Raw genomic sequence first — 24421 nt, 5'->3', positions numbered from 1 at the left:
TGGTTGTACATTATTAAGGAGTGTGAGAATTTGGCTATTTCATTACAGAAAGGTCAACGTGTTGATTTAACAAAAAGCAACCCAGGACTCAAGAAGGTTATGGTAGGTCTTGGTTGGGACCCAGTTCAGAACTCTGGCAAAAAGGGTGGACTATTAGGTGCACTATTTGGTGGAGGCGGGGGCGGTCCTGAAATTGACTGTGACGCATCCGTTATCATGCTAAAAGATGACAAATTCGTACATAAAGGTGACCTTGTGTACTTTGGAAATCTAAAAAGCTCAGATCAAAGCATTACTCACACTGGAGATAACTTAACTGGAGCAGGCGAAGGCGATGATGAACAAGTGTTTATTAACCTAGATCAAGTGTCTGCTGAATATAATAAACTCGTATTTGTTGTGAATATCTATGATGCGAAAAGACGTAATCAAGATTTCGGAATGATTCAAAATGCTTTTATTCGCATTCAGAACGATCAAAATAACGAAGAGCTTATCCGTTTTAATTTAACGGACAATCATACTGGTAAAACAACGCTCATACCAGGTGAGCTATACCGTGACGGTAAAGAGTGGAAGTTTGCTGCTGTTGGCGAAGCGACGAATGACGTTTCCCTAAGTGAGATTGTGCAGAAATACTCATAAACTAATAATCTATTAAAGGAGAGAATGAACATGGCTGTAAGTTTACAAAAAGGACAAAAAGTTGATTTAACAAAAGGTAATCCAGGACTTAAAAAGATAACAGTAGGACTTGGATGGGATGTTAATAAATTTGATACAGGAAAAGATTTCGATTTAGATGCGTCTGTTTTCTTACTAAATGATTCTGGTAAAGTTCGTTCAGACCAAGATTTCGTTTTCTATAACAATAATACTGGTGCTGATGGAGCTGTTGAACATACAGGGGATAACCTAACAGGCGCAGGTGAAGGTGATGATGAGCAAGTCCAAATCGATTTAAGCACAGTCCCACAAGATGTGCAAAAGATCGCTTTCACAATTACAATTCATGATGCAGAAGCACGCGGACAGAATTTCGGACAAGTCTCAAATGCATTCGTGCGTGTCTTAAACGCAGATAGTCAGGAAGAGTTGATTCGTTATGACTTAGCAGAAGATTTCTCTATTGAAACGGCTGTAGTTGTAGGTGAATTGTACCGCCATAATGGCGAATGGAAGTTTAGCGCAATCGGCAGTGGCTACGAAGGTGGATTAGCTGCTTTAGCAACTGACTTCGGATTAACAGTAGCGTAAACACTTATCGATTACATGGGGCTGTTCCTCCTGTTCAGGACACGTACGCTTATGTCTTAGATGGGAGGGAGCCCCTTTTATATGAGAAACAATAGAGAACGAAGGGAGACTACCTATGTCTATTTCACTTTCTAAAGGCCAACGCATCGATCTAACAAAAACAAATCCAGGCTTAACTAAGGCAGTCATTGGACTTGGATGGGATATCAACCAATATGATAGTGGAGCTAGTTTCGATCTAGATGCTTCAGCGTTCCTAACAGATGCTAATGGAAATGTTCAAAACGATGCTGAGTTCGTATTTTATAACAACTTACAAGACCCAAGTGGTGCTGTAGCTCACACAGGTGATAACCGCACCGGTGAAGGGGAAGGTGATGATGAGCAGCTTACAGTTGACTTCTCAAAAGTCCCTTCTACAGTAGAAAAGGTTGCCATTACAGTAACCATTCATGATGCAGATGCACGCAGTCAAAATTTTGGACAAGTCCACAATGCATTTGTCCGTGTAGCTAACGAAGAAGACGGCCAAGAACTAGTACGTTATGACTTGGGAGAAGATTTTTCTATTGAAACGGCTGTTGTCGTCTGTGAGTTGTACCGTCATAATGGAGAATGGAAGTTTAGCGCTGTAGGAAGTGGCTTCTCCGGAGGTCTTGCTGCATTATGCAGAAATTACGGCTTAGAGGTTTAATCATCTAGGAGGAGAATTATGGAGATATTACAAGGCATATTAGACACATATGCTCAGTTTTTTAATTGGTCCATGTGGGCTGAAGTGTTATCAGACCCAGTAAGCTGGGGATACATTGGGACGTTAATTATTCTTGAGGGCCTACTTTCAGCTGATAACGCATTAGTGCTTGCGGTTATGGTTAAGCATCTGCCAAATGAACAGCAGAAGAAAGCTCTATTTTATGGTTTGTTAGGCGCATATGTCTTCAGGTTTATTGCAATTGGTTTAGGTATGTTCCTCATCAAGCTTTGGTGGGTGAAAATACTAGGAGCAGGTTATCTTGCTTGGTTAAGCATTAAGTTCTTTATTGACTATTATAAGCAAAAACAAACTGAAGACGATGCTGAAGCAAATGGCATGAACAAAAATGGCATTCTGGTCCGCACTTTCGGTCTATTCTGGGGTACGGTTATCGGGGTCGAAATTATGGACGTCGCTTTCTCAGTAGATAGCATTTTGGCTGCCTTTGCTGTAAGTGAACAAGTTTGGGTTTTGCTTGTCGGCGGAATGTTAGGAGTTCTCATGATGCGTGGTATTGCCGGTGTTTTCTTAAAGCTTCTGCACAATGTGCCAGAGTTAGAAGTAACGGCTCACGTACTAATAGGCTTTATTGCAGTTAAGATGGGTCTAAGCATCGCACATGTGCATATAGGACACTGGTGGTTCTTCGGCTTTATCGTAGGTGCTTTTGCGATTACATTTATTGTTCACTATATGAGAAAAGGTTCTTCCTCTGCCCAGACTGCAGCCACGGAAGATCATCAATAAAAGGGGGAGGTATTCCTCCTTTTTTTGTATCATTTATTTTGATATTTGAGAGGAACTTGAACTATGAAGCATTTTAACATGTTAACCTCAACTGATTATGGCGAGCTTTTTTACAAGGCCCCTCAGTTCATTGGTCACTTCTCTTCTAAAAGGGAGATCGCACGAGCTTTGGGGGCTACTCTATATATACCTGCTCTTAAAGATCGTATTGGGCCTAGGCTAATGTATCAATTGCCAGGCTTGTCCTCAGCAGTACTCTGCTTAGAGGATTCGATTAATGACGAAGACGTTCAAGAAGCAGAAGAGCACCTGATTCAAGAAGTGCGATCGCTTCGAGCGTTGGGGATCGAGAAAGAAGACCTGCCTTTCTTGTTCATTAGAGTTCGTAATGTTGAACAGATGAAACGGATTGCTCAAGAATTAAAAGAGGTTCTACACATTATAACGGGGTTTGTACTTCCTAAGTTTTGCCGTCGAAATGGTCTTACGTATTTACAAGAACTCCAATCGATTAATGAAGAAATGGACTTGCAACTCTATGCGATGCCAATTATTGAAACAGAAGAGTTTCTTTATAAAGAAACTCGTCTGCAAGAAATGAATTCGCTTCGAATGTTATTTGATGAGTTTCGTCACCTTATCTTAAATATCAGAATCGGTGGAACGGATTTAAGTGGGATCTATGGTATGAGAAGAAAATTTGATAGTACCATCTATGATATTTCTTTATTAAATGATTTTATTGGAGATATGGTCAATTTCTTTGGAAGAAATAGTGAAGAGTATATGATTTCTGGGCCTGTTTGGGAGTTCTTTGATAGGAAATATGCTGATACACATACAGCAATTACTGAAGGGTCTCCTTATGTCCATGGATTTATTGAAGAAATTCAAAAGGATCAGCTTAACGGACTATGTGGGAAGACGATTATTCATCCTTCTCATATTGAGCTGGTTAATGCCATGCATGTTGTATCAAAGGAAGATTATAGAGACGCGCTTGAGATTGTACATAAAAACGGAGAAGGTGGGGATAATGGGGTATCGATTAGCCCTTATGCGAACAAGATGAACGAAGCCAAACCACACCTTCGTTGGGCCAGGGAAATAATTATGAAATCAAATGTTTACGGGGTGTTCCATGAAGACAAATCATACGTTAACTTACTCGAAAAAGAAGGTATTCCCATTTCAAATAACGGATGACCTCCTAGTAACGGTACAGGAAGAGTCAAACCCTTTTGATTTGGACATGAATGAACTTTTTTGTATGGCAGCACGAATAAATAAAAATAGAAGCTTCCTTTTTGTTAGTAAGCTTCTAGGTAAGCACATTCCTGTCGAACCTCAAAGAGCGCTTGATACAGGAGCTTTGCTTGCTGTTCTTTATCAAGAAAGAGTGCTTGGGGGAGAGCATTCTACACGTTCCGAATGGGTTGATTCCGTAGCGTATTACAAAACAAACCAAAACCGTGATCGTTCAGCTCAAATTATACTACCGCAACCTCACTTGTTTATTGGATTTGCTGAAACGGCTACAGCTTTAGGTCAGTCAGTATTTGAAAACTTTCAAAACGCTCATTATATCCATTCCACAAGAGAAGTGTTAGATGGTGTTGAACCTACTTTTGAATTCCAAGAAGAACATTCTCATGCCACAGATCAAATATGTTACGGGAATGAGGAGTTGTTCCAAAATGATGACCCGATCGTTTTAGTGGATGACGAAATTACGACTGGTAAGACGGCTCTAAATATTATCGAAGCCCTTCATAAGACTTTTCCTCGCAAGGAATATACGGTTCTCGCTATCTTAGACTGGCGCTCTAAAGAACATAGACAACGATTTCTTAATTTAGAAGAAAAATTGGGGATTACCATCCATGTTTTAAGTCTTGTCAGTGGTACGATTGAAGTTAGTGGTGTATCCAACCTAGCATCTATATCAGAAGAGTTTAACCATTTAATTGAAGCCGATGTTCGAACGTTAAAAGTGAAGCCAACTTTTCCATATCAATCTGAAGAGTACACACACGCTATCTCCACAAAAGGGGAAAAAACAGAGCGTTCCTACCTAACTCATTCAGGACGATTTGGGTTAAGTAGTGATGGTCAATATGAACTTGAAAGGTCATTAAAGAGACTAGGAACTTATCTATCAATGGTACGCAAAGGAAGATCGACCTTATGTCTTGGTACGGGGGAGTTTATGTACATTCCTATGAAAGCAGCCTCTTTTATGGGGGAGAATGTTCGTTATCAATCTACCACTAGAAGTCCGATTCATGCACTACCCCGGGAAGGATACGGTGTCCGAAATGCTTACCATTATCCAAGTCCTGATGACGAAAGTATTCCACACCACTTTTATAACATTCCATACAAGCACTATGATGAGATCTTTGTGTTTCTAGAGCATGGATTAAGTGGAAAGAACGATCAAGCCTTCATCGACCAACTAAAGAGAACAGGAGCTTCCGTTATTCATCTTGTCGATTTCAGTTCATAGGAGGAGCAAACATGTCCCAAATCAATAATAGTACCGCCGAAGCATTTGGAAGTTATGCTCGTGAAGATGTGCAGTTTCTTCTTAAAAACTTAAACGGTCAGGTGGAAGAAGAAGGGTTAGAAGTCAGGGAGAAAGCTATACAATCGGGTGTTCATTACTCTGAGATGCTTCCTATAGAGTACAAGCCGACCAAAGCCTATTTGAACTTATACAAACGAGCGTTGGACCATAATAAAGGTAAAGTTGCACATGCGGTTAGCGTTGTGGCTGAGCAAATATTGAAGCGGAACGGAAATGATCTTGTGCTTGTTTCATTAGCTCGTGCAGGAACTCCAATTGGCATACTAGTAAAACGTTATCTCAAGTTATTTCATCGGCTAGATGTTCCTCATTACAGTGTGTCAATCATTCGGGGTAGGGGGATTGATGAAAATGCAATTCATTATATTAGACGAAGTCATCCTGAAGAACAGATACAATTTATAGATGGTTGGACAGGAAAAGGTGCGATCACACAAGAATTACATCATTCGTGTGAAAAATTAAATGAACAAGGTCTTTCTATTAATCCTACCTTAGCGGTATTGGCGGATCCTGGACATTGTTCTCCTCTCTATGGAACGAGAGAAGATTTCTTGATTCCTAATGCATGCTTAAATTCTACGGTATCAGGCCTTGTAAGTAGAACCGTTTTGAACAAAAACTATATTAGCGAAAATGATTTTCATGGAGCGAAGTATTATACAGAGTTATTAGATGATGATCGTTCAAATGAGTATATTGATGTAATCACAAAAGAGTTAGAAATGGTTAAGGGAATAAGTGAGTTTTTGGATAATCAAGAATCAGCTCCATCTTGGCAAGGACTCGAGGAAGTTAGAAGTATTCAAGCCAAACAGGGAATTGAGCAGATCAACCATATAAAACCTGGAGTAGGAGAGACAACAAGAGTGTTGCTTCGAAGAGTTCCGTGGAAGGTACTCGTTAAGGATCAGGAAGACCCTGCACTAGGACATATTCTTCAACTTGCCAAAGAGAATAATGTACCGATTGAGGAATATAAGGAAATGTCTTATGCGTGCTGTGGCTTAATTAAAAAAGTATGAGGGGATTATGATGTTATTTGTAAGTGATTTAGATAGAACCATTATTTTTTCCAGTCGCTTTATGCAATCTGTGCAAGAAGAAAGAAGTTATCAGGTGGTTGAAGTGGTAAACGGGACACATCGATCTTTTATCACGGAAACAGCTCTTCACCTTCTGAATAAAGTTCGTTCTTCTGTCATGTTTGTTCCTGTAACAACTCGTACTAGAGAGCAATATGAAAGGATTCAGTTGTTTCAGGGGAACGGGATCCCACCTTATGCAGTAGTCGGAAACGGTGCTACGATTCTTAGAAATGGAAAAGTGGATCAAGAATGGCATCATCATATCGTAAGAAGATGTAGTCAGGAATGTGTGAGCAGAGAGGCCGTTCGTGATAAACTAAAAGAAAGCTTTCCAAAAGATTGGCTAAAGGAAGAACGAGATGCAGATGGATGGTTCTTCTATTATATTGTTGATCAGGAGAAAACAGATTATGAGGCTCTTTATTCTTTCCAGAAGTGGTGTAGTACACAAGGATGGAAGGCAACTTTACATGGTAGAAAATTTTATCTAATTCCTACCCCCATTAACAAAGGGGATGCCGTGACTTATATACAAGAGAAAGAAGGTCAAACATTCTCTGTTTCAGCAGGTGATTCTTTACTAGATCTTCCCATGCTTAAGGCTACGACGATTGCCTATACCGCAAAGGAGAGTGATCTCGATGTGAGTAAAGAGGACCTTCCCACACTTCGTGTCACTGAAAAGGGCGGTATTCTATCAGCAGAGAGCCTCCTGCTAGAAGTTTTATTACTTAGTTCCTCGAACCTTGATAAACCAGAGATCCTTAGTTCAAAGGCAGCATGTACATTGTGGGGAATTGATTCTTCAACTTTACGTAAGCGAAAAGGTGACTTTCCTCCGGGTACCATCCGGAAATTTGGCTCATCCTATGCTGTTACTGTGAGCGGGATGAAAGCGGTCTTTGGCTCGCCGTTACCATCCACATCTTCAATTGAAAGGAGGGTTACCCTGTGACAGAGTTTCAGAATCTTCATTCTACATTAGTAGAAGGGGTGAAGGAGTATAAATGGAAAGAACCCATACAGCAACTTAATGAAGAGCGGGACGGCTATGGTGTCGAAGAAAAGACACTATATATACCCCAATATGTAGCGCAAGTATTGGGGATTACAGAAGACGAAGATGAGTATTACAATGAAATCTATGATCTTACCCATGACGAAGCCTATTCGCGATTGCATTCGTTGAACGTTGAGTTAAATAAGCAAATTGATTCTGATACGTTAAAATCTTTGCAAGAGTTAATCAAGATGCATCAGCAAAATCCATTAACTCCAAACCGATTCGTAGCCTTCCTAGACGGAAAGAAGATCCTCCCAAGGCTGACGAATACGATTTATAATAAACATATCCGGAAAGTGCTAATGGAAGTATTGTCTCTTTACGGGGATAAACATGCCGGGCAGTTAAAAGACCCTGACTTTCAGCGCGTTATCGTCGATCTAATCAAATGGACCAACAATCATGTTCAGCCGTGGATGGACGAGAGTGTTGGGGAAGGAAACTTACCAAAAGTATTATGGTACGGAGATGCAACAAAGAGTCAAACGTATTTCTTGTATTATTTGTATAGACTAGGGTTTGACTTAGTTCTCTATCATCCTGCTAAATTAAATATCTTTGAACGCTTTGACCTGGATGTCTCAAGGTCGATCGTCGTGGAGAATGCCTACTCGGCAGATCCATTGCCTTTTCCAACTGAGCGTAAGAAACGGAGTTCGACGGTAGCTTACAAGGCATCTAAGCAAATTGAGCGAGCGATTAATCATGATAACTCTCAAATCTACAAACCATGGCAATTTAGAGAGTACATTCCTGCTTCTGTTACAATGAAGACAACATATGATGAAATTTTTATTCTATCTAAAGAAAAAGCATTTGTTCGTCCAAATTTCTACATTGAAGATCAAACAGTCCACATTCCTTCGATCTTTGCGAAGGTAGTGGGCGTAACGGAAAATCGAAACGAATATTGGTCTAGAGTGCAACAATTACTAGAAGAAGAGAACGCACATCTTGTTAAACAGTTTCCATTTACAGATGAAATAAAAGGAAACTATCTCTATCACTATCGAAATTCGTTAAATGGAGAAGGGAAGTTAGATGCATCTAAAATAATGGAGGGAAACTTCTGGCAATACAAGCATTTGCCTGATGGATTGCAACGTGGTATTGCACAAGCGATTATTCGCTTATGTGAACAAAGCAAACTTCTCTCACACAGTGGAGAGAGGGCTGAGGATGTCTCCCTCTATTTGTTTAAGCAAGGCACCCAAATGCCAGATGTGTTTATGCGTCTATTGCAGAAGTTCGATTATTCTCAAGATGTTCCAAAAGTGATCCTTTATAATAACGAATATAACGGAGAGTTAACGAGAAGCGATGCTGTACTCCTGCTTTTGTTACATGAGCTAGGAGTAGACCTTGTTCTCTACAGTCCAACAGGAAACAAAGATTTAGAACAGTATGTCGATGATGATGTATTTGACCTCCATATGCTTGATGATATTGTGTTTGACTTAGAGTTTAAGCAAAGCTTTGGTATAAAAGATAAATTGAAATCAAGATTGCTAAAATTATTAGGAGAGTGATCAGATGGTACAAGGAACTCAAACAGAACAGGACTTACAACCTGTAGAAGAGAAGTTAACGGAAGATAAAGCGAACGAGATTAAGCAAGAGTTATCAAATGATCCACAAGTTCTTCAATTAAAAGAATCCATTGATGAGCGTCAACAGACAGAGCTATTAGCATTTGGTAAAGAACCTGCCGATGAGATCTCAAAGTTCTCTGACCAAATTTTAGGAACGATGAAAAATTCAAGCATGGAAGATTCATCTGAAATGTTAAAGCAGCTTGGTAAAGTGATGGACAAGTTTGATAAGAAAGACTTTGAGGACTCCAAAGGTGGCTTCATTGGAAAGTTCTTCAATCGTAGTAAAAAGATGATTGAAAAAATCTTTGATAAATATCAAACATTAGGTGGCGAAATTGAGAAGATCAATATTGAAATCTCGAAGTACCGTGATGAAATGGTTGATAATACTCATACACTAGAAGATATGTATGAGAAGAACTACGAATTTTACCTTGAATTAGATAAATATATCGTAGCGGGCCAATTGAAAGCAGAAGAATTAAAGAATGAAGTCATGCCAAAGCTTGAGCAGCAAGCGGCTGAAGGTAATCAAAGGGCTTCTATGGAACTTGAAACGGTTCGAAATGGAGTGGAGCTTCTGGACCAACGAATCTATGACTTACAGATGGCTCAGATGGTAGCGTTCCAACAAGCCCCTCAGATTCGTCTTTTACAACGAGGGAATACGAAGCTTGTGAACAAAATTAACTCAGCCTTCGTTACAACGATTCCAATCTTTAAGACGAGTGTCATTCAAGCAGTTGCTGCTAAGCGTCAAAAACTAGTAGCGGACGGCATGAGCGAGCTTGATCGTCGCACAAACGAAATGCTTCAGCGTAATGCTCAAAATGTGGCTCAGCAGAGTACGGAGATTGCCAAGCTGGCTGGTGCACCGAGTATTAAGATCGAAACCATTGAAGAGTCCTTTAATACGATTCTTAAAGGGATGGAAGATACAAAAGCAATCGAAGATGAGAACAAACAGCTTCGTGATCAAGGGCGTCAACGTATACAAGAATTACAGAATACGTACAATAAGAAGAATGATCAACTGAACTCTCCTTCCTAGGTTTTGCTTGCTAGAAGCAGGGAATCATATAGTCATACGAAAAGAAAGATCGTCTCGAGGTCAGAGGCGATCTTTTTTATGATGCATAAGATGCAATATGTTTCCATAATTCTGATTGGTTTAGTATGATTTGAGTAGATCACACCATGGAGGGATCTCAAGTGTTTAAAATCTATGAGCCGTTTATAATAAATGATCGACATGAATACATTTATCAAAAAGCAGCAAAAGTAGCTCATCTTGCTAAGTCCAGGCGAAAGCAAGGAGATGAAGAAGCAGACTTTCAAATAGAAACACTTCAGGATTTAAAAGAGAATGATTATATAACGTTAACACTATCAAAAGAATATGGGGGCGAAGAGGTTTCGTTATATGAGCTTCTTCTTGCACAGGAACGATTGGCTATTGGTGACGGAGCAACAGCACTATCAATTGGTTGGCATTTAGGCGTTATGATGGAATTAAATGACGAACCAATATGGGATGAAGATGTATATGACAAATTAGCGAAAGAAGTATCTACAGAGAAAAAAATTGTGAATCGGGCAGCTTCTGAGCCAGCTACAGGAAGCCCTACAAGAGGTGGTGTCCCTGAAACGAAAGCTGTTCCAACAGAATCTGGATATAAACTGACTGGTCGCAAGACATTTACTTCTATGGCCACTCTCCTCGATTACTATATTGTTTCAGCTTATGTAGAAGACAGAGACGCCGTTGGCTGGTTTTTAATAGATTCTAGCAAAGAAGGTATTGAGGTCGATTACACATGGGACACTGTTGGCATGAGGGGGACAGGTAGCCACGATCTTGTACTCAACGAAGTAATGTTATCATCTAAGAATTTAGTAGAAATGCAAGGTGATAAGAAGGGCGGACCTAAGGGCTGGCTTTTACACATTCCAGCGGTTTACTTGGGTATTGCTATAGCGGCTAGAAACGATGCGATTGAATTTGCCAAAGGATTTCAACCAAATAGTCTAGATCGCCCAATCTCAGAAGTTTCTCATATTCAAGATAAAATCGGAGAAATGGAATTGAAGTTACTTCAGGCTCGGAACTTTATGTATTCTATAGCAGAGCAATGGGATCAATACCCAGAAAGAAGAGAAATATTGGCTTCTTCTCTTGGGGCGGTGAAGACGGTAGCGACCAATACAGCAAATGACGTAGTTGATTTAGCTATGCGTATAGCAGGGGGGAGAGGGTTATCAAAATCCTATCCGTTTGAGCAGTATTACAGGGATGTTCGAGCTGGGCTGCATAATCCGCCCATGGACGACATGGTGATACAAAGTATGGCGGAAGCAGCTATTAAGGAATTATAGTCATAAGACTCTTGGCAAGGATAGGGAACTAGCCTGCTCTTTTGCCCACGGTTAGTCTCGAAGTTTCCAAACCCACATTTTAAGAATTGATTGAAATGGAATCAGGCCGCATATAACTTCGAATGTCTTAAACAAAGCTTAAATGAAAAGAGGGTGTCTCGCTCGTCGCGAGGCACCCTCTTCGTCTATAATAATACTATTGGTATGAATCATAAGCGGCATAAGTGCCGGCAATTCGACCTGTTACAAGCGCTGAGGTAATGTTATACCCGCCCGTATAGCCGTGTATATCTAAAATCTCTCCACTAAAGTATAACCGATCCGTTTTCTTTGAAGCCATCGTATTTGGAACGACTTCTTTTACAGAGACGCCTCCTCCTGTAACGAAAGCTTTTTCGATAGACTGTGAATCTTGAACATGGAAAGTGAACTGTTTAAGGTCTTTTACAAACCCCTGAAGCTTCTCGTTCGACGTATTCGTTGCACGGTCTTCAAGGCCAATGTCGTTTTGAGTTAATAGCAGCTCGAGATATCGTTCTGGGACCCATCCTTTAAATATGTTTTTCACACTCTTCTTTGGGTTGTCATCCATTAACTTCCTTGCTTCTTCAAAGACTACATGTTCCTTCTTATCTGGAAAACAGTCAATTTGCATAGGAACTGGTCGATGCCCTTTTTTAAATTCTTTAACTACGTACTGAGAACAACGTAGCACGGCCGGCCCGCTAATACCGAAGTGTGTAAACAGCATGTCCATTTTGTGTGTTACAATAGTCTTTCCTTTTTGATTCAGGACGGATAGAGCAACGTCACGCAAGGCTAAGCCTTGTAGTTCTTTACTTTGGATAAATGGCTCTTGACTAAGAAGTGGAACTTCTGTTGGATAAAGGTCTGTGATTACATGCCCAGCTTTCTCTGCCCATGCGTACCCATCTCCAGTTGAACCGGTATGAGGGACAGATTTACCTCCGACCGCAATGACAAGAGACTTCGTTTCGATCTCCTCTTTAGAAGCCAAGAGGACTGTGTGGTGACTCTCTCCATAATTTACCGTTTCGACTGGTGTATTTTTCATAATCGTAATATTTAGCTCATCCATGCGGGTTAGAAGGGCATTGACGACATCTTTGGCTTTATTGCTTGCAGGGAACATTCGGCCGTGGTCTTCTTCTTTCAATTCCACCCCTAGATTCTCAAAGAACTCGATGATATCGTAGTTATTAAATGTCGAAAAAGCGCTATACAAGAAGCGTCCGTTACCAGGAATGTGTTTAATAACCTCATCTTGGGGTAAACGATTGGTTACGTTACAACGTCCTCCACCAGATATAGCGAGCTTCTTTCCGAGTTTCTTACCTTTATCAATTAAGAGGGTATTGGCTCCGTATTCGGCAGCGGCAATGGCTGCCATTAAACCGGAAGGGCCTCCCCCTAGTACGGTTACATCATACATATAAGTTCGTCCTTTCTATATACAATCTGATTTTGTAATCAGAATGAAATCGATGTTCACTCTATCTATGATAAAATAGATCCATTGCAAACTACAATAAATGCAGGTGAAAATATGTCAGGATCTACACTTTTACGTGGCACAATGCTTCTTACAGCAGCCACATTTTTATCGAAACTTCTTGGAATGATCTATGTCATTCCCTTCGAAGCGCTTGTTGGGGATACAGGTGGTACCCTTTTAAGCTTCGCTTATATCCCGTACACTATTTTTATAAGTATATCAACGATTGGTGTACCATTAGCTGTTTCGAAGTTCGTCTCAAAATATAATGCTCTTGGTGATTATTATACAGGCCGACGGGTTTTTAAAGCTGGTATGAGCTTAATGGCGATTACCGGAGTTCTTTCTTTTATTATTATGTACTCTAGCGCAGGATTGTTAGCAGAATTATCTATATCCGATGACGCTAAAGGGATTACGAAGGAAGATGTTACTCAGGTTATTCAAATGATTAGCTTTGCTTTGCTTATTATACCTGGTATGAGTATTGTTCGTGGATTTTTCCAAGGTTATGAATACATGGAGCCAACTGCTTTCTCGCAAGTGGTTGAACAACTCGTTCGTATTGCTTTCTTATTGATCTCTGTGTACGTTGTGATGGAATTGGGGTCTGGTGATATTCCGACAGCCGTAAACTTTGCATCCTTTGCTGCCTTTATAGGAGCCATTGCTTCTGTGGCTGTGCTATGGTACTTCTGGCGTAAACAAAGACCAATGCTAGATGAGCGTATTGAACAACAACAAGAAACTGTAGATATTTCGATGCAATCGTTGTTTAAAGAATTATTAACTTATGCAGGTCCGTTTGTTTTAGTTGGGCTTGCGACTCCTCTTTATCAGCAGATCGACAGTCTTACCTTTAATAGGGCGATGGCTGAAGTCGGGAATGGAGAAATTGCAGAGAAATTATTTGGGATTGTAAATTTATATAGCCATAAACTAGTTATAATTCCAGTTACACTTGCTACAGGGTTATCACTAGCCTTGTTGCCAACGATTACAAAATCATTTACAGAAGATCGACGTCAACAATTAAATAATCAGTTGAATCAGGCTTTACAGATTATTGTCGTTTTAATATTTCCAGCTGTCGTAGGGATATCGATACTATCCTATGAAGCATATGGAACATTTTTTGGGGTTACTATAGGTGATAGTGAAACTGTTGGTATAGAGCAACAAGGAGCCTTGCTACGTTGGTATGCACCTGTTGCTATGTTTTATGCTTTATTTACTGTAACCTCTTCCATATTGCAAGGGTTGAACAAACAGCGTTTTGCGGTTATTAGTTTAGGGGCAGGCGTTTTACTGAAATTAATCCTCAACATTCCTTTTATCCACTGGTTCGGGGCTAAAGGGATCATTCTGACCACTGGGATTGCTGCTTTCACAGCTGTTGCTCTAAATTTATGGAAGATCAGATCAGCTGCAAACTTTTCTTATAAACAGGTCTACAAAAGAAGTTTGTTTATTATAATCTTGACAATCCTGATGACAGTCATTGTGCTAGTCGTTAAATGGTTGTTAAGTTTAACTGGTTTAAGTTATGAAAATGGTCGTTTCCAAAGTCTCACTGTGTTACTTATAAGTGCAGGTGTTGGTGGAATATTCTACCTGTGGGTAGCATATCAGACGACCTTATTAGAAAGAGTATTAGGAAACCGTGTTAAAGTGCTTGATCGCTTCTTGAAAAGGAAGTAAGGAGGAAATAGTGTGAGAATTGATAAATTGTTAGCGAATATGGGTTATGGAACCCGTAAAGAAGTAAAGAAAATTCTTAAATCAGGTGTTGTGCGAGTAGACGCTCAACCTGTAAAAGATGCTAAAACGCATGTTGATCCAGAGCAACAGGAAGTGACTGTTTTTGGGGAAGCTGTTGATTATAAGGAATTTATTTATTTGATGATGAACAAGCCTCAAGGGCTTATCTCGGCTACGGAAGACCAGCATGATACGACAGTGATCGATATTCTGCAACCTGAAGACTCCGTATTTGATCCATTTCCTGTGGGGAGATTGGATAAAGACACAGAAGGCCTTCTATTAATCACAAATGATGGAAAACTGACTCATCAGCTTCTTTCTCCTAAGAAAGATGTTGGGAAAAGGTATTATGCTTTAATTGATGGGGAGGTAACAGAAGACGATGTGTTGGCTTTCCAAGCTGGTGTTACGCTAGATGATGGTTATAAAACAAAACCGGCAGAATTGACGATTCTTCAATCAGGAGAAGAGTCCGAAATTGAACTTGTCATTACAGAAGGGAAATTTCATCAGGTAAAGCGTATGTTTCAAAGTGTTGGAAAAACCGTTACCTACCTGAAGCGAATGAGCATGGCAGGCCTTGAACTAGATGAAGATTTAGAGCCAGGTGAATACAGAGAATTAAATGACGAAGAGATTCAATTCTTGTATGAGCAAACTGGTCAAAAGAGTGAATAAGAGATAAAAGAGACCCGGATATACGTTCATCCGGGTCTTCCTTTAGAGAATTATGTTTCCGATTACTGACTATGATATCTTGACTTTTTTTCTCGTTATAGCCCACTTTCCTCGATTCGGACTTTCAACCAATCCATTGTATTGCAAAACGTGCAGGTCGCGTTGGACCGTTCTGTGTGTAATACCAAACTCTTCTGATAAGTCTGTTGTTGATACCGTCCCGTGCTCTCTAATAAATAAATAGACAGCCTTTACTCTACTTAGCATACGGGTAGTTGAACGATTCAAAAAACCACTCCTTAGAGATTGTTTTAGATGTGGTGCCTGTGAATCTTGGAAGTTGACTTAATTTTACTACATTTCGTTATATAATAGCTAGTGTATCAACTTAAATTTACAGAACCTTCACTTTATTAATAAAGTGTAACCAGGGTGTAAAAAAGAGGGAGGTTTCCATGATTTTGATAAGAAGAATTATATTAAAAATGATTAAGATTAATAACCAGCTATTGTTCTTTAGCAGTGTTGCACTTGTGTTTCTCTCGTCTCTCCTAATTAGATGGGTAGAGCCTGAAACGTTTCCGACATTGTTTGATGGATTTTGGTGGGTGATGACAACTGTTACAACAGTAGGGTATGGTGATTTATATCCTGTCACTGTTGGTGGGCGACTGATTGCAATCTTTCTGTACATTGTAGGTATTGGGCTGATTGGTGTCGTCATTGGGAAAGTCGTTGATGGTTTAACAATGTTTAGAAAAATGAGAGAGGATGGAACGATTGTGTACAAGGAAAAAGGTCATTACATTATTATTGGGTGGTCTCAAAAAGCCGCATTTGCAGTAAAAGAAATTTTGGCAACAAAGCCTGACACGGAGGTTGTCATCATTGATACAATGGAAAAAGCACCTCTGTTAGCAGAAACCATTCACTATGTTCGTGGTAACGCTGCTTCCCCTAGTACGCTACATCAAGCAAATATAATGGAAGCGAAAGCGGTCCTTGTATTTGCAGATGATGAGATACATAATTCACAATTAAAAGACGGAAAAACACTGCTAATTTCTTCCACGATTGAATCGTTAAATCCAGACGTACACACTGTAGTAGAAGTGATGGAAGAACATCACATTCGAAACTTCGAGCATGTGAATGTGAATGAGTTTATTTTTTCTCATGAAACGATCTCATCTTTAGCAGTTCGATCTGCATTTATCAAAGGGATATCCGGTGTGTTTAGTCAATTGCTTCATCGTACGCAAGGGGATGATTTGTTTCATATTCCCACCAAGTCTAGTTGGCAGACCTACCGAGATGCATTCCAGGACTTGCTTGGCTACGGTGCCACATTAATTGCAGACCGTCAAAACCTCAGTATCAATCGAATGTTGGATGAACAAATTCCAGGGGATGCAGAATTATATGCCATTTGTGATTCTGAGACGTATAAACAGATTCTTAAGGAGGTTACCGAATGACGATGTATTTTGAGAAAGAACATTTAGAAACGCTACAGCCTTATTTCCTTGAACACTTACAAGAGTTATTAAGATTCCCTAGTATGTATGACCCAACTACGATTCAAACAGGCGCACCATTTGGAGCATCCATACAAGATGCCTTACAGTATATGCTTCAATTGGGTGAATCAGAAGGGTTTGTCACAAAAGATGTAGAAGGATATGCTGGTCATATTGAGTGGGGTCAAGGTGAAGACATCGTAGGAGTTCTAGGACACCTTGATGTCGTACCTCCTGGGGAAGGATGGTCTCATGACCCATTTGATCCTTACTTGAAAGAGGGGAAATTATTCGCACGCGGCACTCAAGACGATAAGGGCCCAGTTATGGCTGCTTTCTTAGCTATGAAGTGGTTGAAGGATATGGGAGTTGAGCCAAGGAAACGAGTTCGTCTTATTCTTGGAACGGATGAAGAAAGAGGCTGGGCATGTATGGATCACTACTTCAGTAAAGAGGAAATGCCTATAGTAGGTTTCTCACCTGATGCTATGTTTCCCGTTATTCATGCAGAGAAGGGACTAATAGACATGGAGGTCACGAAGCAGATTGACGTGGATCATTCCGCTTCTCTTGATCTCGTTCAATTTCATGGGGGGGAACGTTTGAATATGGTTCCTTATAAAGCAACGGCCCGAATAGAAGGTGAATCAGAAGAAGAGATTGATGCTTTATTTGAAGAGTTTCTTCTACAATCCAATTATGATGGTTCGATTGTTGAAGAGGACAACGGCTATTCCCTTACAGTCACAGGTGAATCCGCTCACGCAATGGAACCTAGGAACGGTATAAATGCGATTGTAGGTCTAGCAAAGTTTCTAGAAACACTTCCATTCTCTCAATCAGTATTAGAGCTTATGAATTGGATCGTATATCACTTTGAAGATGGACGGGGAACGGCCTTTTCAATCAACTGCGGTGATCAAATGTCTGGACCATTAACCATGAATTTGGGCACTCTATCATTTGGAGATAGTGTTTGTAATTTAGGACTAAACACGCGCTATCCTGTAGCCGTTCCATTTGATGAATGGTTCCAAGTGTTTACCAAAGCATTAGATAAAGACGGAGCTTCAGTAGATATAAAAGAACACCTCGAACCTATTTATCTACCTAAAGACCATCCGTTTGTCCAAAAGCTGTTAGCGATCTACGAGAAGCATACTGGTGAAAGTGTTGAGCCACTTGCCATTGGTGGAGCAACCTATGCGAGGGCATTGAACCAAGGGGTAGCTTACGGGGCAATGTTCTCTCATAGCCCTGATACGGCCCATAATGCAGATGAACACATTTTTATAGATGATTTACTACAAGCAGCTGTAATTTATGCAGAAGCATTGTATGAACTTGTTACAAGTGATGAAGATTAAAGAAGGGAAATGAAACAACTATGAATGTTACCTCACCAAATCGGACGTATCGATTTTTCCAACTATTCTATGTGCTAGCCTTTTTTGGGTTTGGATCCTTGTTTCCTCTGCTTTCTGTTTACTTAGAAAATGAACAGGGATTAGATCATACCCAAATTGGGCTTATCGTAGCTACTATTCCAATTGTGACCATTTTCATTCAACCGATTTGGGGAATGATCAGCGATATTACAAGGCGTCCTAGATTGCTCTTGTTCATAGCTGTCCTGATGGCAAGCGCAATGTCATTACTTTATACACAAATGGATACTTTTTTAACCTTATTTTTAGGGATTGTAGCCATTGCAGTCTTTCAATCAGCTGTCGTTCCATTATCCGATAGTTTATCTCTCCACTTTGTTCAACAATACAATAAGGAGTATGGCAATATCCGCTTGTGGGGAGCGGTTGGTTTTGCCATTGCAGTCTTTATTGTAGGGCGGGTCACAGATATTACTCAGGATTTAACATGGGTGTTTTATGCGTTTAGCTTTGGATTAGTACTTTCTGCAATAGCTCTTAGTGCCTTTCCAAAGAGAGGTCAACATGTAGGTGTGAGTTTCAGGTCAGGCTTTAAAACATTAGTTAAACAAAAAACGTTTCTTTTATTTCTATTATCCAACTTTTTAATATTTGGCCCTGTACTTGCTAATAATTATTACTTCGGAACGTTCATTCTTACCGTAGGTGGTACTTTGTCTGGTGTTGGGATTGCCTTTTTACTAGCTGCTGGAAGTGAAGCACCTTTTATGAACATGTCCCAAAAAGTCATCAACAAGATGGGGGTTATTCCTGTTATGATGCTTTGTGCTTCTGTTTCAGGAGCAAGGTGGCTATTTTATTTCTTTGAACCTTCGGCAATGTTGGTCTACAGTACAACAATCGTACAGGGGATATCAGTTGGTCTTTACATTCCTGCAGCCTTGTTGTTTGTTCGTCAAACGGCTCCAAAGGATGTACAAGCTACAGCTGTCGGTCTGTATTCAGCTGTTGGAAATGGAATGGGAAACGCGTTCTTTACCTTTATAGGTGGTGTATTACTTGATCGGTGGAATGTATATGGGATGTATGGATTTTTCGCTCTTATGACTATGATTGGGTTACTGATCATATTATTGGTTCGCTCTGAAGTCAATCAAACGGTTTACTCTGCTTCTCAAGCAGGAACATAAGGAGATGATTTATAATGTCAGAAGCTCATTATTTTATCGGCATCCCTTTATCGCCAATGTTGCAACAAAGTCTAAGTTCTATTCAGAATGAGATAGCACCATATGTCTCTTATAAGAAATGGACAAATCATCAAGATTTTCATATTACCCTAACATTTCTTGGAGGGGTAGCCGAAAACAAAATAGAGGAATTAAGAGATCGTATGAGGCATTTGCGACTAGTTCCTTCTGCTTTCTCTCTCCCTTTAAAAGGAGTCGGAACCTTTGGTGAACGAGATCAGCCAAGGGTGTTATGGGCAGGAGTGGAGAAAGTCGAGGCTCTGGTCCAACTCTATACTGATGTAAGCGAAGAGTGTGAGAGGGCGGGGTATCCTAAGGAGAGAAGATCATATTCCCCGCACATTACACTAGCGAAGAAATGGAAAGGTGATCAACAGCTTCATAAACCTTTAGAAGAGGTTGTGGAGTTTGAAGAGACATACTTTGTAGATCACTTTTCATTGTTCCGAATTCATCCAGGTAGAAACCCGATGTATGAAGAAGTTGAGAAATTCATGTTAGAAGAGGAGGCTTGAGACTTTATAGTGGCACAGTTAATTAAACTTCAAGATTATGTATCACGGTATTCGACGGATCCTTATCGATATCCTGGGCAATTTATACGCCTCAAACAAGGGAACTGGAAAAAGTTAAAGTCTTTGTGGGATCGTCGTTTTGAATTAGAAGATACGGATTATCGTGAAGCCTTGAGTTCTTTTATTTACAACGGCAGTATTCCAGACAATGAGCAAGAAGTAAAGCAATATTTTCTTGATGGGTTACTACCATTTCAATTAAAGTGGGCATCCCGATCGTTAACGGAGATGTCTTTTTTAGATGGGATGTACGAGCGGGATGAAACGCTTCGTTATTTTTTACAGCGATTCCCAGACACGTTTCTCCTTTTATATGAACCGATTTTTCGTATTAAGAAAGCGCCTATTGAAACAGACTCAATCATAATCCATCCCCAGGGCATCTATTGTGTGAAGCTCATTAACGAGACGGAGAGTACGACATTGATCCCCGGGGATGAACGTTCATGGTATAAAGAAGAGAGTAATGTTCGAACTCGTTTTTTGAGTCCCTTAATTTCACTAAAAAGGACGTCACGAATCGTGCAAAGTATCTTGAAAGCTCATAGCATTGATTACCCTGTTAAACAACTAGTTCTGTCTCCGGAAAACAAAATAGAGTTTAATCTTGAACCCTATCAGACGGAGTATGTAGGACAAGATGAATACGAGGAATGGTTTGAACAAATGAGATCCTTCAAGTCACCACTAAAGTACCAGCAGATGAAAGTTATGGCGACCTTGCTCCACTATACACAATTTACTTCTGTCAAACGAACAGAATGGAACCAAGAAGACGATATTAGGGAAGAATAAAGGCTTCAACTGGTTGAGGTGATGGCTTTCCAATAAAATAGCCTTGCCCAAGGTGGATTCCTGACTCTTCCAGCCATTTGTATTCATCTTTGGTTTCAATCCCTTCAGCTAGTAAGGTGATTGACAATTCGGAAGCAGTTTTGATTACTGATTTTAAAAATGTTTGTTTGTCATAGTCCTCGTGACAATCTCTGATATATTCCCGGTCAATCTTTACTACGTCTGGCTTTAATAGACTAAGAACTTCTAACGTGCTATAGCCACTACCTACGTCATCTAATGCTACGTGCATGCCTGAAGCTTTGTACGTCGAAAAGATATTATGTAAGTGATCAATGCTGTGAATTCTTTCAGTTTCGACAACTTCAAAGACAAGATCCCCTGGGTCAACGTTGTACTTTTTAACGATGTTAAAAGTATGGCTTAAACAATGTTCAGGGACATAGATTGTAGATGGAAGGAAGTTAATAAAGCATTTTTGACCATCAAAAAGATGTTGAGCTTTGGCTTTTACAGCTTCTTCACGAGCTTTCTGATCCAACATTGAGTGAAGGCCGGCTCTTTTGGCAAAAGAAAATAACTCTCCTGGAGAAACGTTTCTCTCCGTTGATCGCAAAAGGGCTTCGTATCCATAGACCTCCCCTGTATCCATGTGCACAATTGGCTGAAGGTAAGATGTAAAAAGACCTTCTTCAATAATTGTTACAAGCTCAGGATAGGAGAGGCGCTCAAACAGATGTTCAACCTGCATAGGAAAGGACTTGTTTCCAGGTACGTCAGAGAAATGAACCCACTCTTGCTTCATGTCGTGGTCCATTAAAGTTTGTAGACCTTGTAGTAATTCGGATTGGGAGTTGAATTCATACATAAGAAAGCTTTCTTCCTGCTGGCTAACTGGTAGCTGAATAGAATGTTTCCAAGTTTGATTTTTGGTTGTTCGTACGGTCATGTATCCACTAGAAGGCAGTGATACGGAAGTTCCGCACCTTTGGCACTCGATAGACATAATCAACACTCCTTTTTATACTAGTATAATAGAAATAGGACTATTTTCAGAAGTAATAAGGTTTGGAAAAGGGGAATTTTTAATATGTATATCGTTATTGTGAACCCTTTTGCCGGGAGCGGCAAGGCTAAGAAAGTGTTTGAAGAAGTACGTCAATCTCCTATATATAAAGAGGTGGAATGCCGAGCTTTTCTAACACAACATGAAGGACATGCAGAAGCCCTTGTTCAGCAAGTTACAGAAATATACAAAGATAGAATTATATGTTTAATTGTTATAGGGGGAGACGGCACCATTCATGAAGTTTTGAATGGACTTAAACATCACCCTTCCATTCCTCTTGCTTTTATCCCTGGTGGGTCTGGTAATGACTTTGGCAAGGCTACACTTTCGAAGAAAGATCCCATTGCAATATTTAAAGATATCATAGGAAGTGAGCAACAATATTCAGCCTATCGTGTAGGAAGCTACCTGACGGATCATCGTAAGGAAAAAAACACAAGGCTTTTTGCGAACAGTATTGGCTTTGGTTTTGATGGAGAAATTGTAAAGGCAGCAAATAATTCGATCGTAAAGAAATGGCTAAATCACTACAATGTTGGTTTTCTCATCTATTGTTTGGCGCTATTAAGAACGTTACGATCCTTTCATCCAAAAACAATAGAGTTAACAGTAGATGGGGAAAAGCGAATACTAACAAACGTATGGATGGTCACAGTTGGAATACATGGTTACTACGGCGGAGGGATGCGGATACTTCCAAACGCTCGCATACAATCGAACCAAGTGGCGCTTCTCGTCCTTCATAATATTTCAAAATGGAAAGTGCTTGTGATGTTTGTGACCGTTTTTTGGGGTGGCCATGTTCGATTTAAAGAGGTAGAGGTTCTAACTGGATCTAAGGTCTCTGTTAAGAGCGAAGAGGTCTTGTCTTATCATGTTGACGGTGAGTCTGGTTCATGCCAATCTTGTCACATACAAAAGGTATATATACCTAGACCCGTATTTAAAGGAAAGAAATAACGGAATAAGACTTGAATTCGACAGTTGAAATGCGTTAATCTATTGATGTCGTGTCTTTAAAAACAACATGAAAATATTGCTTTAATAGTTAGGCACGTTATGACTCTGTGCGATATTCATAACAATTATACATGCTTACGATTATAAAGAAAACAAACCTGAACAGATTTGAGGAATTGAAGGTGAATTGGTTGGAACAAATACTCGGTAATGATTGGACAATTACCCCAGCAGGCGGCTCCACAGGAGAAGCTTACTATGCACACCGTGAAGGAAAGCGCCTATTTCTTAAACGAAATTCCTCACCTTTTTTAGCTGTGTTATCAGCAGAAGGGATCGTCCCTAAGCTTGTGTGGACGAAACGAATGGAAAATGGTGATGTTATTACCGCTCAACAGTGGTTAGAAGGAAGAGAGCTTAAGCCTGAAGAGATCAAGCATCCTCGAGTAGCCCAACTGTTAAGTAAAATTCATCATTCTTCCGAATTGTTAGATCTGCTTATGCGATTAGGGAAACAACCTTTAGATCCTATCGATTATTTAAATGATTTAAGGAAACAAGAGCAGTGTTCAAGTTTCATAAATACTCAAATAGAAATTCATCAGGCATTGCGCTATCTTGAGCAGCAGCTTCCACACGTTCAAAACCAGAAGAAAGTGGTGTGTCATAGTGACATGAACCACAATAACTGGCTTTTAACAGATGCAGATCAACTGTTTTTAATTGATTGGGACAATGCGATGGTAGCTGATCCTGCTATGGATTTGGGAATGATTTTACATTGGTACATCCCGGAAGAGGAATGGGATGTTTGGCTAGACACTTATGGTATTGAGTTAGATGAACCTTTATTGGTACGCATGCATTGGTACATTGTAGCCCAAACCGTTTCATTTATTCAGTGGCATAAAAGCAGGAATGAAGAATCAGAAGCCGCTCGTTGGCTTGAAGACCTTAAGCGGCTTATGGTGAAGCTGGGGATTATTAATATTTAACATTTCCAATGGACGTTACCCATTCTTCTAATTGAGACTGGTTCGATGTAATATGGCTAGTTAAGTCACCTGAATCTTCTCCGGCTTTTCCATAGTCATAAATGGCCGGTAAGGAACGTAGGACAGTTTCGTCCTGCAATTCTTTTTTAGTAAGAATGGAACGGACTAACCTTTGAATTTGCTGGCACTCAGATACGCTACCGCAGCAGTCTTCTGAATGTTCACTGAGTAAATCATAAAGTACGTTGACTTGATCTTTTACTGTTAATGGCATATAGTCTATCCCCTTTCTATCCGTAGTTTTTACGGATTTAGAGGGAATATGTACACCATTATCAACATTTAAGAACTTAAGCGTCATCACATAGGGTAAAAAAAGAACTTTGGGGTATTCTATCCCAAAGTTCTTTTTTATTGGTTATATGAAATATTTCGCAG

General features: G+C 40.0%; 24 protein-coding genes. 20 read left to right on the top strand and 4 right to left on the bottom strand.

The features are described from left to right. The first annotated feature begins 30 nt into the window (after positions 1-30). The 11 genes from IMZ31_RS14630 (at position 31) to IMZ31_RS14580 (ending at position 11473) form a co-directional block, all read left to right on the top strand. A complete protein-coding gene (locus tag IMZ31_RS14630) occupies positions 31-645 on the top strand; it encodes a TerD family protein (RefSeq protein ID WP_207528042.1) in 615 nt (204 codons plus the stop codon). 30 nt (positions 646-675) lie between these two features. After that, the gene (locus IMZ31_RS14625) at positions 676-1257 is read left to right on the top strand and encodes a TerD family protein (protein ID WP_036786571.1); all 582 of its coding nucleotides are present in this window, start codon (positions 676-678) and stop codon (positions 1255-1257) included. Between the two features lie 115 nt (positions 1258-1372). Beyond that, positions 1373-1951: a TerD family protein gene (locus IMZ31_RS14620; protein WP_036786569.1), complete on the top strand. Its 579-nt coding sequence runs from the start codon at positions 1373-1375 to the stop codon at positions 1949-1951. 18 nt (positions 1952-1969) lie between these two features. Further along, positions 1970-2761 (top strand): TerC family protein, encoded by a 792-nt coding sequence (locus IMZ31_RS14615; protein WP_207528041.1) that lies wholly within the window; start codon positions 1970-1972, stop codon positions 2759-2761. Between the two features lie 63 nt (positions 2762-2824). Further along, a complete protein-coding gene (locus tag IMZ31_RS14610; RefSeq protein WP_207528040.1) occupies positions 2825-3967 on the top strand; it encodes an HpcH/HpaI aldolase/citrate lyase family protein in 1143 nt (380 codons plus the stop codon). Then, complete coding sequence (locus IMZ31_RS14605) at positions 3903-5270, top strand: phosphoribosyltransferase family protein (protein WP_207528039.1); 1368 nt, start codon at positions 3903-3905, stop codon at positions 5268-5270. Before IMZ31_RS14610 ends, IMZ31_RS14605 begins: the two co-directional genes overlap by 65 nt. A gap of 11 nt (positions 5271-5281) precedes the next feature. Beyond that, the gene (locus IMZ31_RS14600; protein ID WP_207528038.1) at positions 5282-6376 is read left to right on the top strand and encodes a cysteine protease StiP family protein; all 1095 of its coding nucleotides are present in this window, start codon (positions 5282-5284) and stop codon (positions 6374-6376) included. 7 nt (positions 6377-6383) lie between these two features. Further along, positions 6384-7394, top strand: a complete 1011-nt coding sequence (locus tag IMZ31_RS14595) for a helix-turn-helix domain-containing protein (protein ID WP_207528037.1) — start codon at positions 6384-6386, stop codon at positions 7392-7394. Continuing rightward, positions 7391-9031 (top strand): YceG family protein, encoded by a 1641-nt coding sequence (locus IMZ31_RS14590; RefSeq protein WP_207528036.1) that lies wholly within the window; start codon positions 7391-7393, stop codon positions 9029-9031. Before IMZ31_RS14595 ends, IMZ31_RS14590 begins: the two co-directional genes overlap by 4 nt. 4 nt (positions 9032-9035) lie before the next feature. Further along, on the top strand, positions 9036-10148 hold the full coding sequence (locus IMZ31_RS14585; RefSeq protein ID WP_207528035.1) for a toxic anion resistance protein: 1113 nt from the start codon (positions 9036-9038) through the stop codon (positions 10146-10148). A 161-nt stretch (positions 10149-10309) separates the two neighbouring features. Continuing rightward, positions 10310-11473: an acyl-CoA dehydrogenase family protein gene (locus IMZ31_RS14580; RefSeq protein ID WP_242705573.1), complete on the top strand. Its 1164-nt coding sequence runs from the start codon at positions 10310-10312 to the stop codon at positions 11471-11473. Between the two features lie 196 nt (positions 11474-11669). Here IMZ31_RS14580 and IMZ31_RS14575 read toward each other — a convergent pair whose 3' ends face one another. After that, positions 11670-12926: a BaiN/RdsA family NAD(P)/FAD-dependent oxidoreductase gene (locus tag IMZ31_RS14575; protein WP_207528033.1), complete on the bottom strand. Its 1257-nt coding sequence runs from the start codon at positions 12924-12926 to the stop codon at positions 11670-11672. A 114-nt stretch (positions 12927-13040) separates the two neighbouring features. Between IMZ31_RS14575 and IMZ31_RS14570 the strand changes: the two genes are divergently transcribed. After that, complete coding sequence (locus tag IMZ31_RS14570; protein WP_207528032.1) at positions 13041-14690, top strand: putative polysaccharide biosynthesis protein; 1650 nt, start codon at positions 13041-13043, stop codon at positions 14688-14690. 12 nt (positions 14691-14702) lie between these two features. Further along, a complete protein-coding gene (locus tag IMZ31_RS14565; RefSeq protein WP_207528031.1) occupies positions 14703-15431 on the top strand; it encodes a pseudouridine synthase in 729 nt (242 codons plus the stop codon). A 69-nt stretch (positions 15432-15500) separates the two neighbouring features. On the opposite strand, the gene IMZ31_RS14560 is transcribed toward IMZ31_RS14565, so the two are convergent. Then, positions 15501-15719, bottom strand: a complete 219-nt coding sequence (locus IMZ31_RS14560) for a DeoR family transcriptional regulator (protein ID WP_207528030.1) — start codon at positions 15717-15719, stop codon at positions 15501-15503. A gap of 104 nt (positions 15720-15823) precedes the next feature. Between IMZ31_RS14560 and IMZ31_RS14555 the strand changes: the two genes are divergently transcribed. From IMZ31_RS14555 to IMZ31_RS14535, 5 genes are read left to right on the top strand one after another with little or no spacing between them, the layout of a single operon-like run. Continuing rightward, positions 15824-16909, top strand: a complete 1086-nt coding sequence (locus IMZ31_RS14555; RefSeq protein ID WP_371825508.1) for a potassium channel family protein — start codon at positions 15824-15826, stop codon at positions 16907-16909. Further along, positions 16906-18318, top strand: coding sequence for a dipeptidase PepV (pepV, locus tag IMZ31_RS14550; RefSeq protein ID WP_207528028.1), 1413 nt, complete (start codon positions 16906-16908; stop codon positions 18316-18318). The genes IMZ31_RS14555 and pepV overlap by 4 nt, the downstream gene beginning before the upstream one ends. A gap of 20 nt (positions 18319-18338) precedes the next feature. After that, positions 18339-19529, top strand: coding sequence for an MFS transporter (locus IMZ31_RS14545; RefSeq protein WP_207528027.1), 1191 nt, complete (start codon positions 18339-18341; stop codon positions 19527-19529). Between the two features lie 14 nt (positions 19530-19543). Beyond that, on the top strand, positions 19544-20104 hold the full coding sequence (thpR, locus tag IMZ31_RS14540; protein WP_207528026.1) for an RNA 2',3'-cyclic phosphodiesterase: 561 nt from the start codon (positions 19544-19546) through the stop codon (positions 20102-20104). A 9-nt stretch (positions 20105-20113) separates the two neighbouring features. Beyond that, positions 20114-20959, top strand: a complete 846-nt coding sequence (locus tag IMZ31_RS14535; protein ID WP_207528025.1) for a nuclease-related domain-containing protein — start codon at positions 20114-20116, stop codon at positions 20957-20959. Here IMZ31_RS14535 and IMZ31_RS14530 read toward each other — a convergent pair. Then, positions 20946-21965 carry an EAL domain-containing protein gene (locus tag IMZ31_RS14530; protein ID WP_207528024.1) on the bottom strand — a complete coding sequence of 340 codons (1020 nt, stop codon included), beginning with the start codon at positions 21963-21965 and terminating at the stop codon, positions 20946-20948. The genes IMZ31_RS14535 and IMZ31_RS14530 overlap by 14 nt on opposite strands. Before the next feature lie 84 nt (positions 21966-22049). On the opposite strand from IMZ31_RS14530, the gene IMZ31_RS14525 reads away from it, so the two are divergent. Beyond that, entirely contained in the window at positions 22050-22988 is a 939-nt protein-coding gene (locus tag IMZ31_RS14525) for a diacylglycerol/lipid kinase family protein (protein ID WP_207528023.1), read from the top strand. Positions 22989-23179: 191 nt separating this feature from the next. Continuing rightward, the gene (locus IMZ31_RS14520; protein WP_207530413.1) at positions 23180-23983 is read left to right on the top strand and encodes a phosphotransferase family protein; all 804 of its coding nucleotides are present in this window, start codon (positions 23180-23182) and stop codon (positions 23981-23983) included. Here the strand turns inward: IMZ31_RS14520 and IMZ31_RS14515 are convergent. Further along, complete coding sequence (locus IMZ31_RS14515) at positions 23973-24257, bottom strand: YtzH-like family protein (RefSeq protein WP_207528022.1); 285 nt, start codon at positions 24255-24257, stop codon at positions 23973-23975. The two genes, IMZ31_RS14520 and IMZ31_RS14515, sit on opposite strands and share 11 nt — an antisense overlap. Between the last annotated feature and the right edge of the window lie 164 nt (positions 24258-24421).

The organism is Pontibacillus sp. ALD_SL1, assembly GCF_017355605.1.
This window is presented reverse-complemented; position numbering and strand designations above follow the sequence as displayed.

Excerpts from the sequence above, each read along its gene's own strand:
- IMZ31_RS14625 (WP_036786571.1), top strand. The coding sequence starts at position 676 with ATGGCTGTAAGTTTACAAAAAGGACAAAAAGTTGATTTAACAAAAGGT.
- IMZ31_RS14620 (WP_036786569.1), top strand. The coding sequence starts at position 1,373 with ATGTCTATTTCACTTTCTAAAGGCCAACGCATCGATCTAACAAAAACA.
- IMZ31_RS14615 (WP_207528041.1), top strand. The coding sequence starts at position 1,970 with ATGGAGATATTACAAGGCATATTAGACACATATGCTCAGTTTTTTAAT.
- IMZ31_RS14610 (WP_207528040.1), top strand. The coding sequence starts at position 2,825 with ATGAAGCATTTTAACATGTTAACCTCAACTGATTATGGCGAGCTTTTT.
- IMZ31_RS14605 (WP_207528039.1), top strand. The coding sequence starts at position 3,903 with ATGAAGACAAATCATACGTTAACTTACTCGAAAAAGAAGGTATTCCCA.
- IMZ31_RS14600 (WP_207528038.1), top strand. The coding sequence starts at position 5,282 with ATGTCCCAAATCAATAATAGTACCGCCGAAGCATTTGGAAGTTATGCT.
- IMZ31_RS14595 (WP_207528037.1), top strand. The coding sequence starts at position 6,384 with ATGATGTTATTTGTAAGTGATTTAGATAGAACCATTATTTTTTCCAGT.
- IMZ31_RS14585 (WP_207528035.1), top strand. The coding sequence starts at position 9,036 with ATGGTACAAGGAACTCAAACAGAACAGGACTTACAACCTGTAGAAGAG.
- IMZ31_RS14575 (WP_207528033.1), bottom strand. The coding sequence starts at position 12,926 with ATGTATGATGTAACCGTACTAGGGGGAGGCCCTTCCGGTTTAATGGCA.
- IMZ31_RS14570 (WP_207528032.1), top strand. The coding sequence starts at position 13,041 with ATGTCAGGATCTACACTTTTACGTGGCACAATGCTTCTTACAGCAGCC.
- pepV (WP_207528028.1), top strand. The coding sequence starts at position 16,906 with ATGACGATGTATTTTGAGAAAGAACATTTAGAAACGCTACAGCCTTAT.
- IMZ31_RS14545 (WP_207528027.1), top strand. The coding sequence starts at position 18,339 with ATGAATGTTACCTCACCAAATCGGACGTATCGATTTTTCCAACTATTC.
- thpR (WP_207528026.1), top strand. The coding sequence starts at position 19,544 with ATGTCAGAAGCTCATTATTTTATCGGCATCCCTTTATCGCCAATGTTG.
- IMZ31_RS14530 (WP_207528024.1), bottom strand. The coding sequence starts at position 21,965 with ATGTCTATCGAGTGCCAAAGGTGCGGAACTTCCGTATCACTGCCTTCT.
- IMZ31_RS14525 (WP_207528023.1), top strand. The coding sequence starts at position 22,050 with ATGTATATCGTTATTGTGAACCCTTTTGCCGGGAGCGGCAAGGCTAAG.
- IMZ31_RS14515 (WP_207528022.1), bottom strand. The coding sequence starts at position 24,257 with ATGCCATTAACAGTAAAAGATCAAGTCAACGTACTTTATGATTTACTC.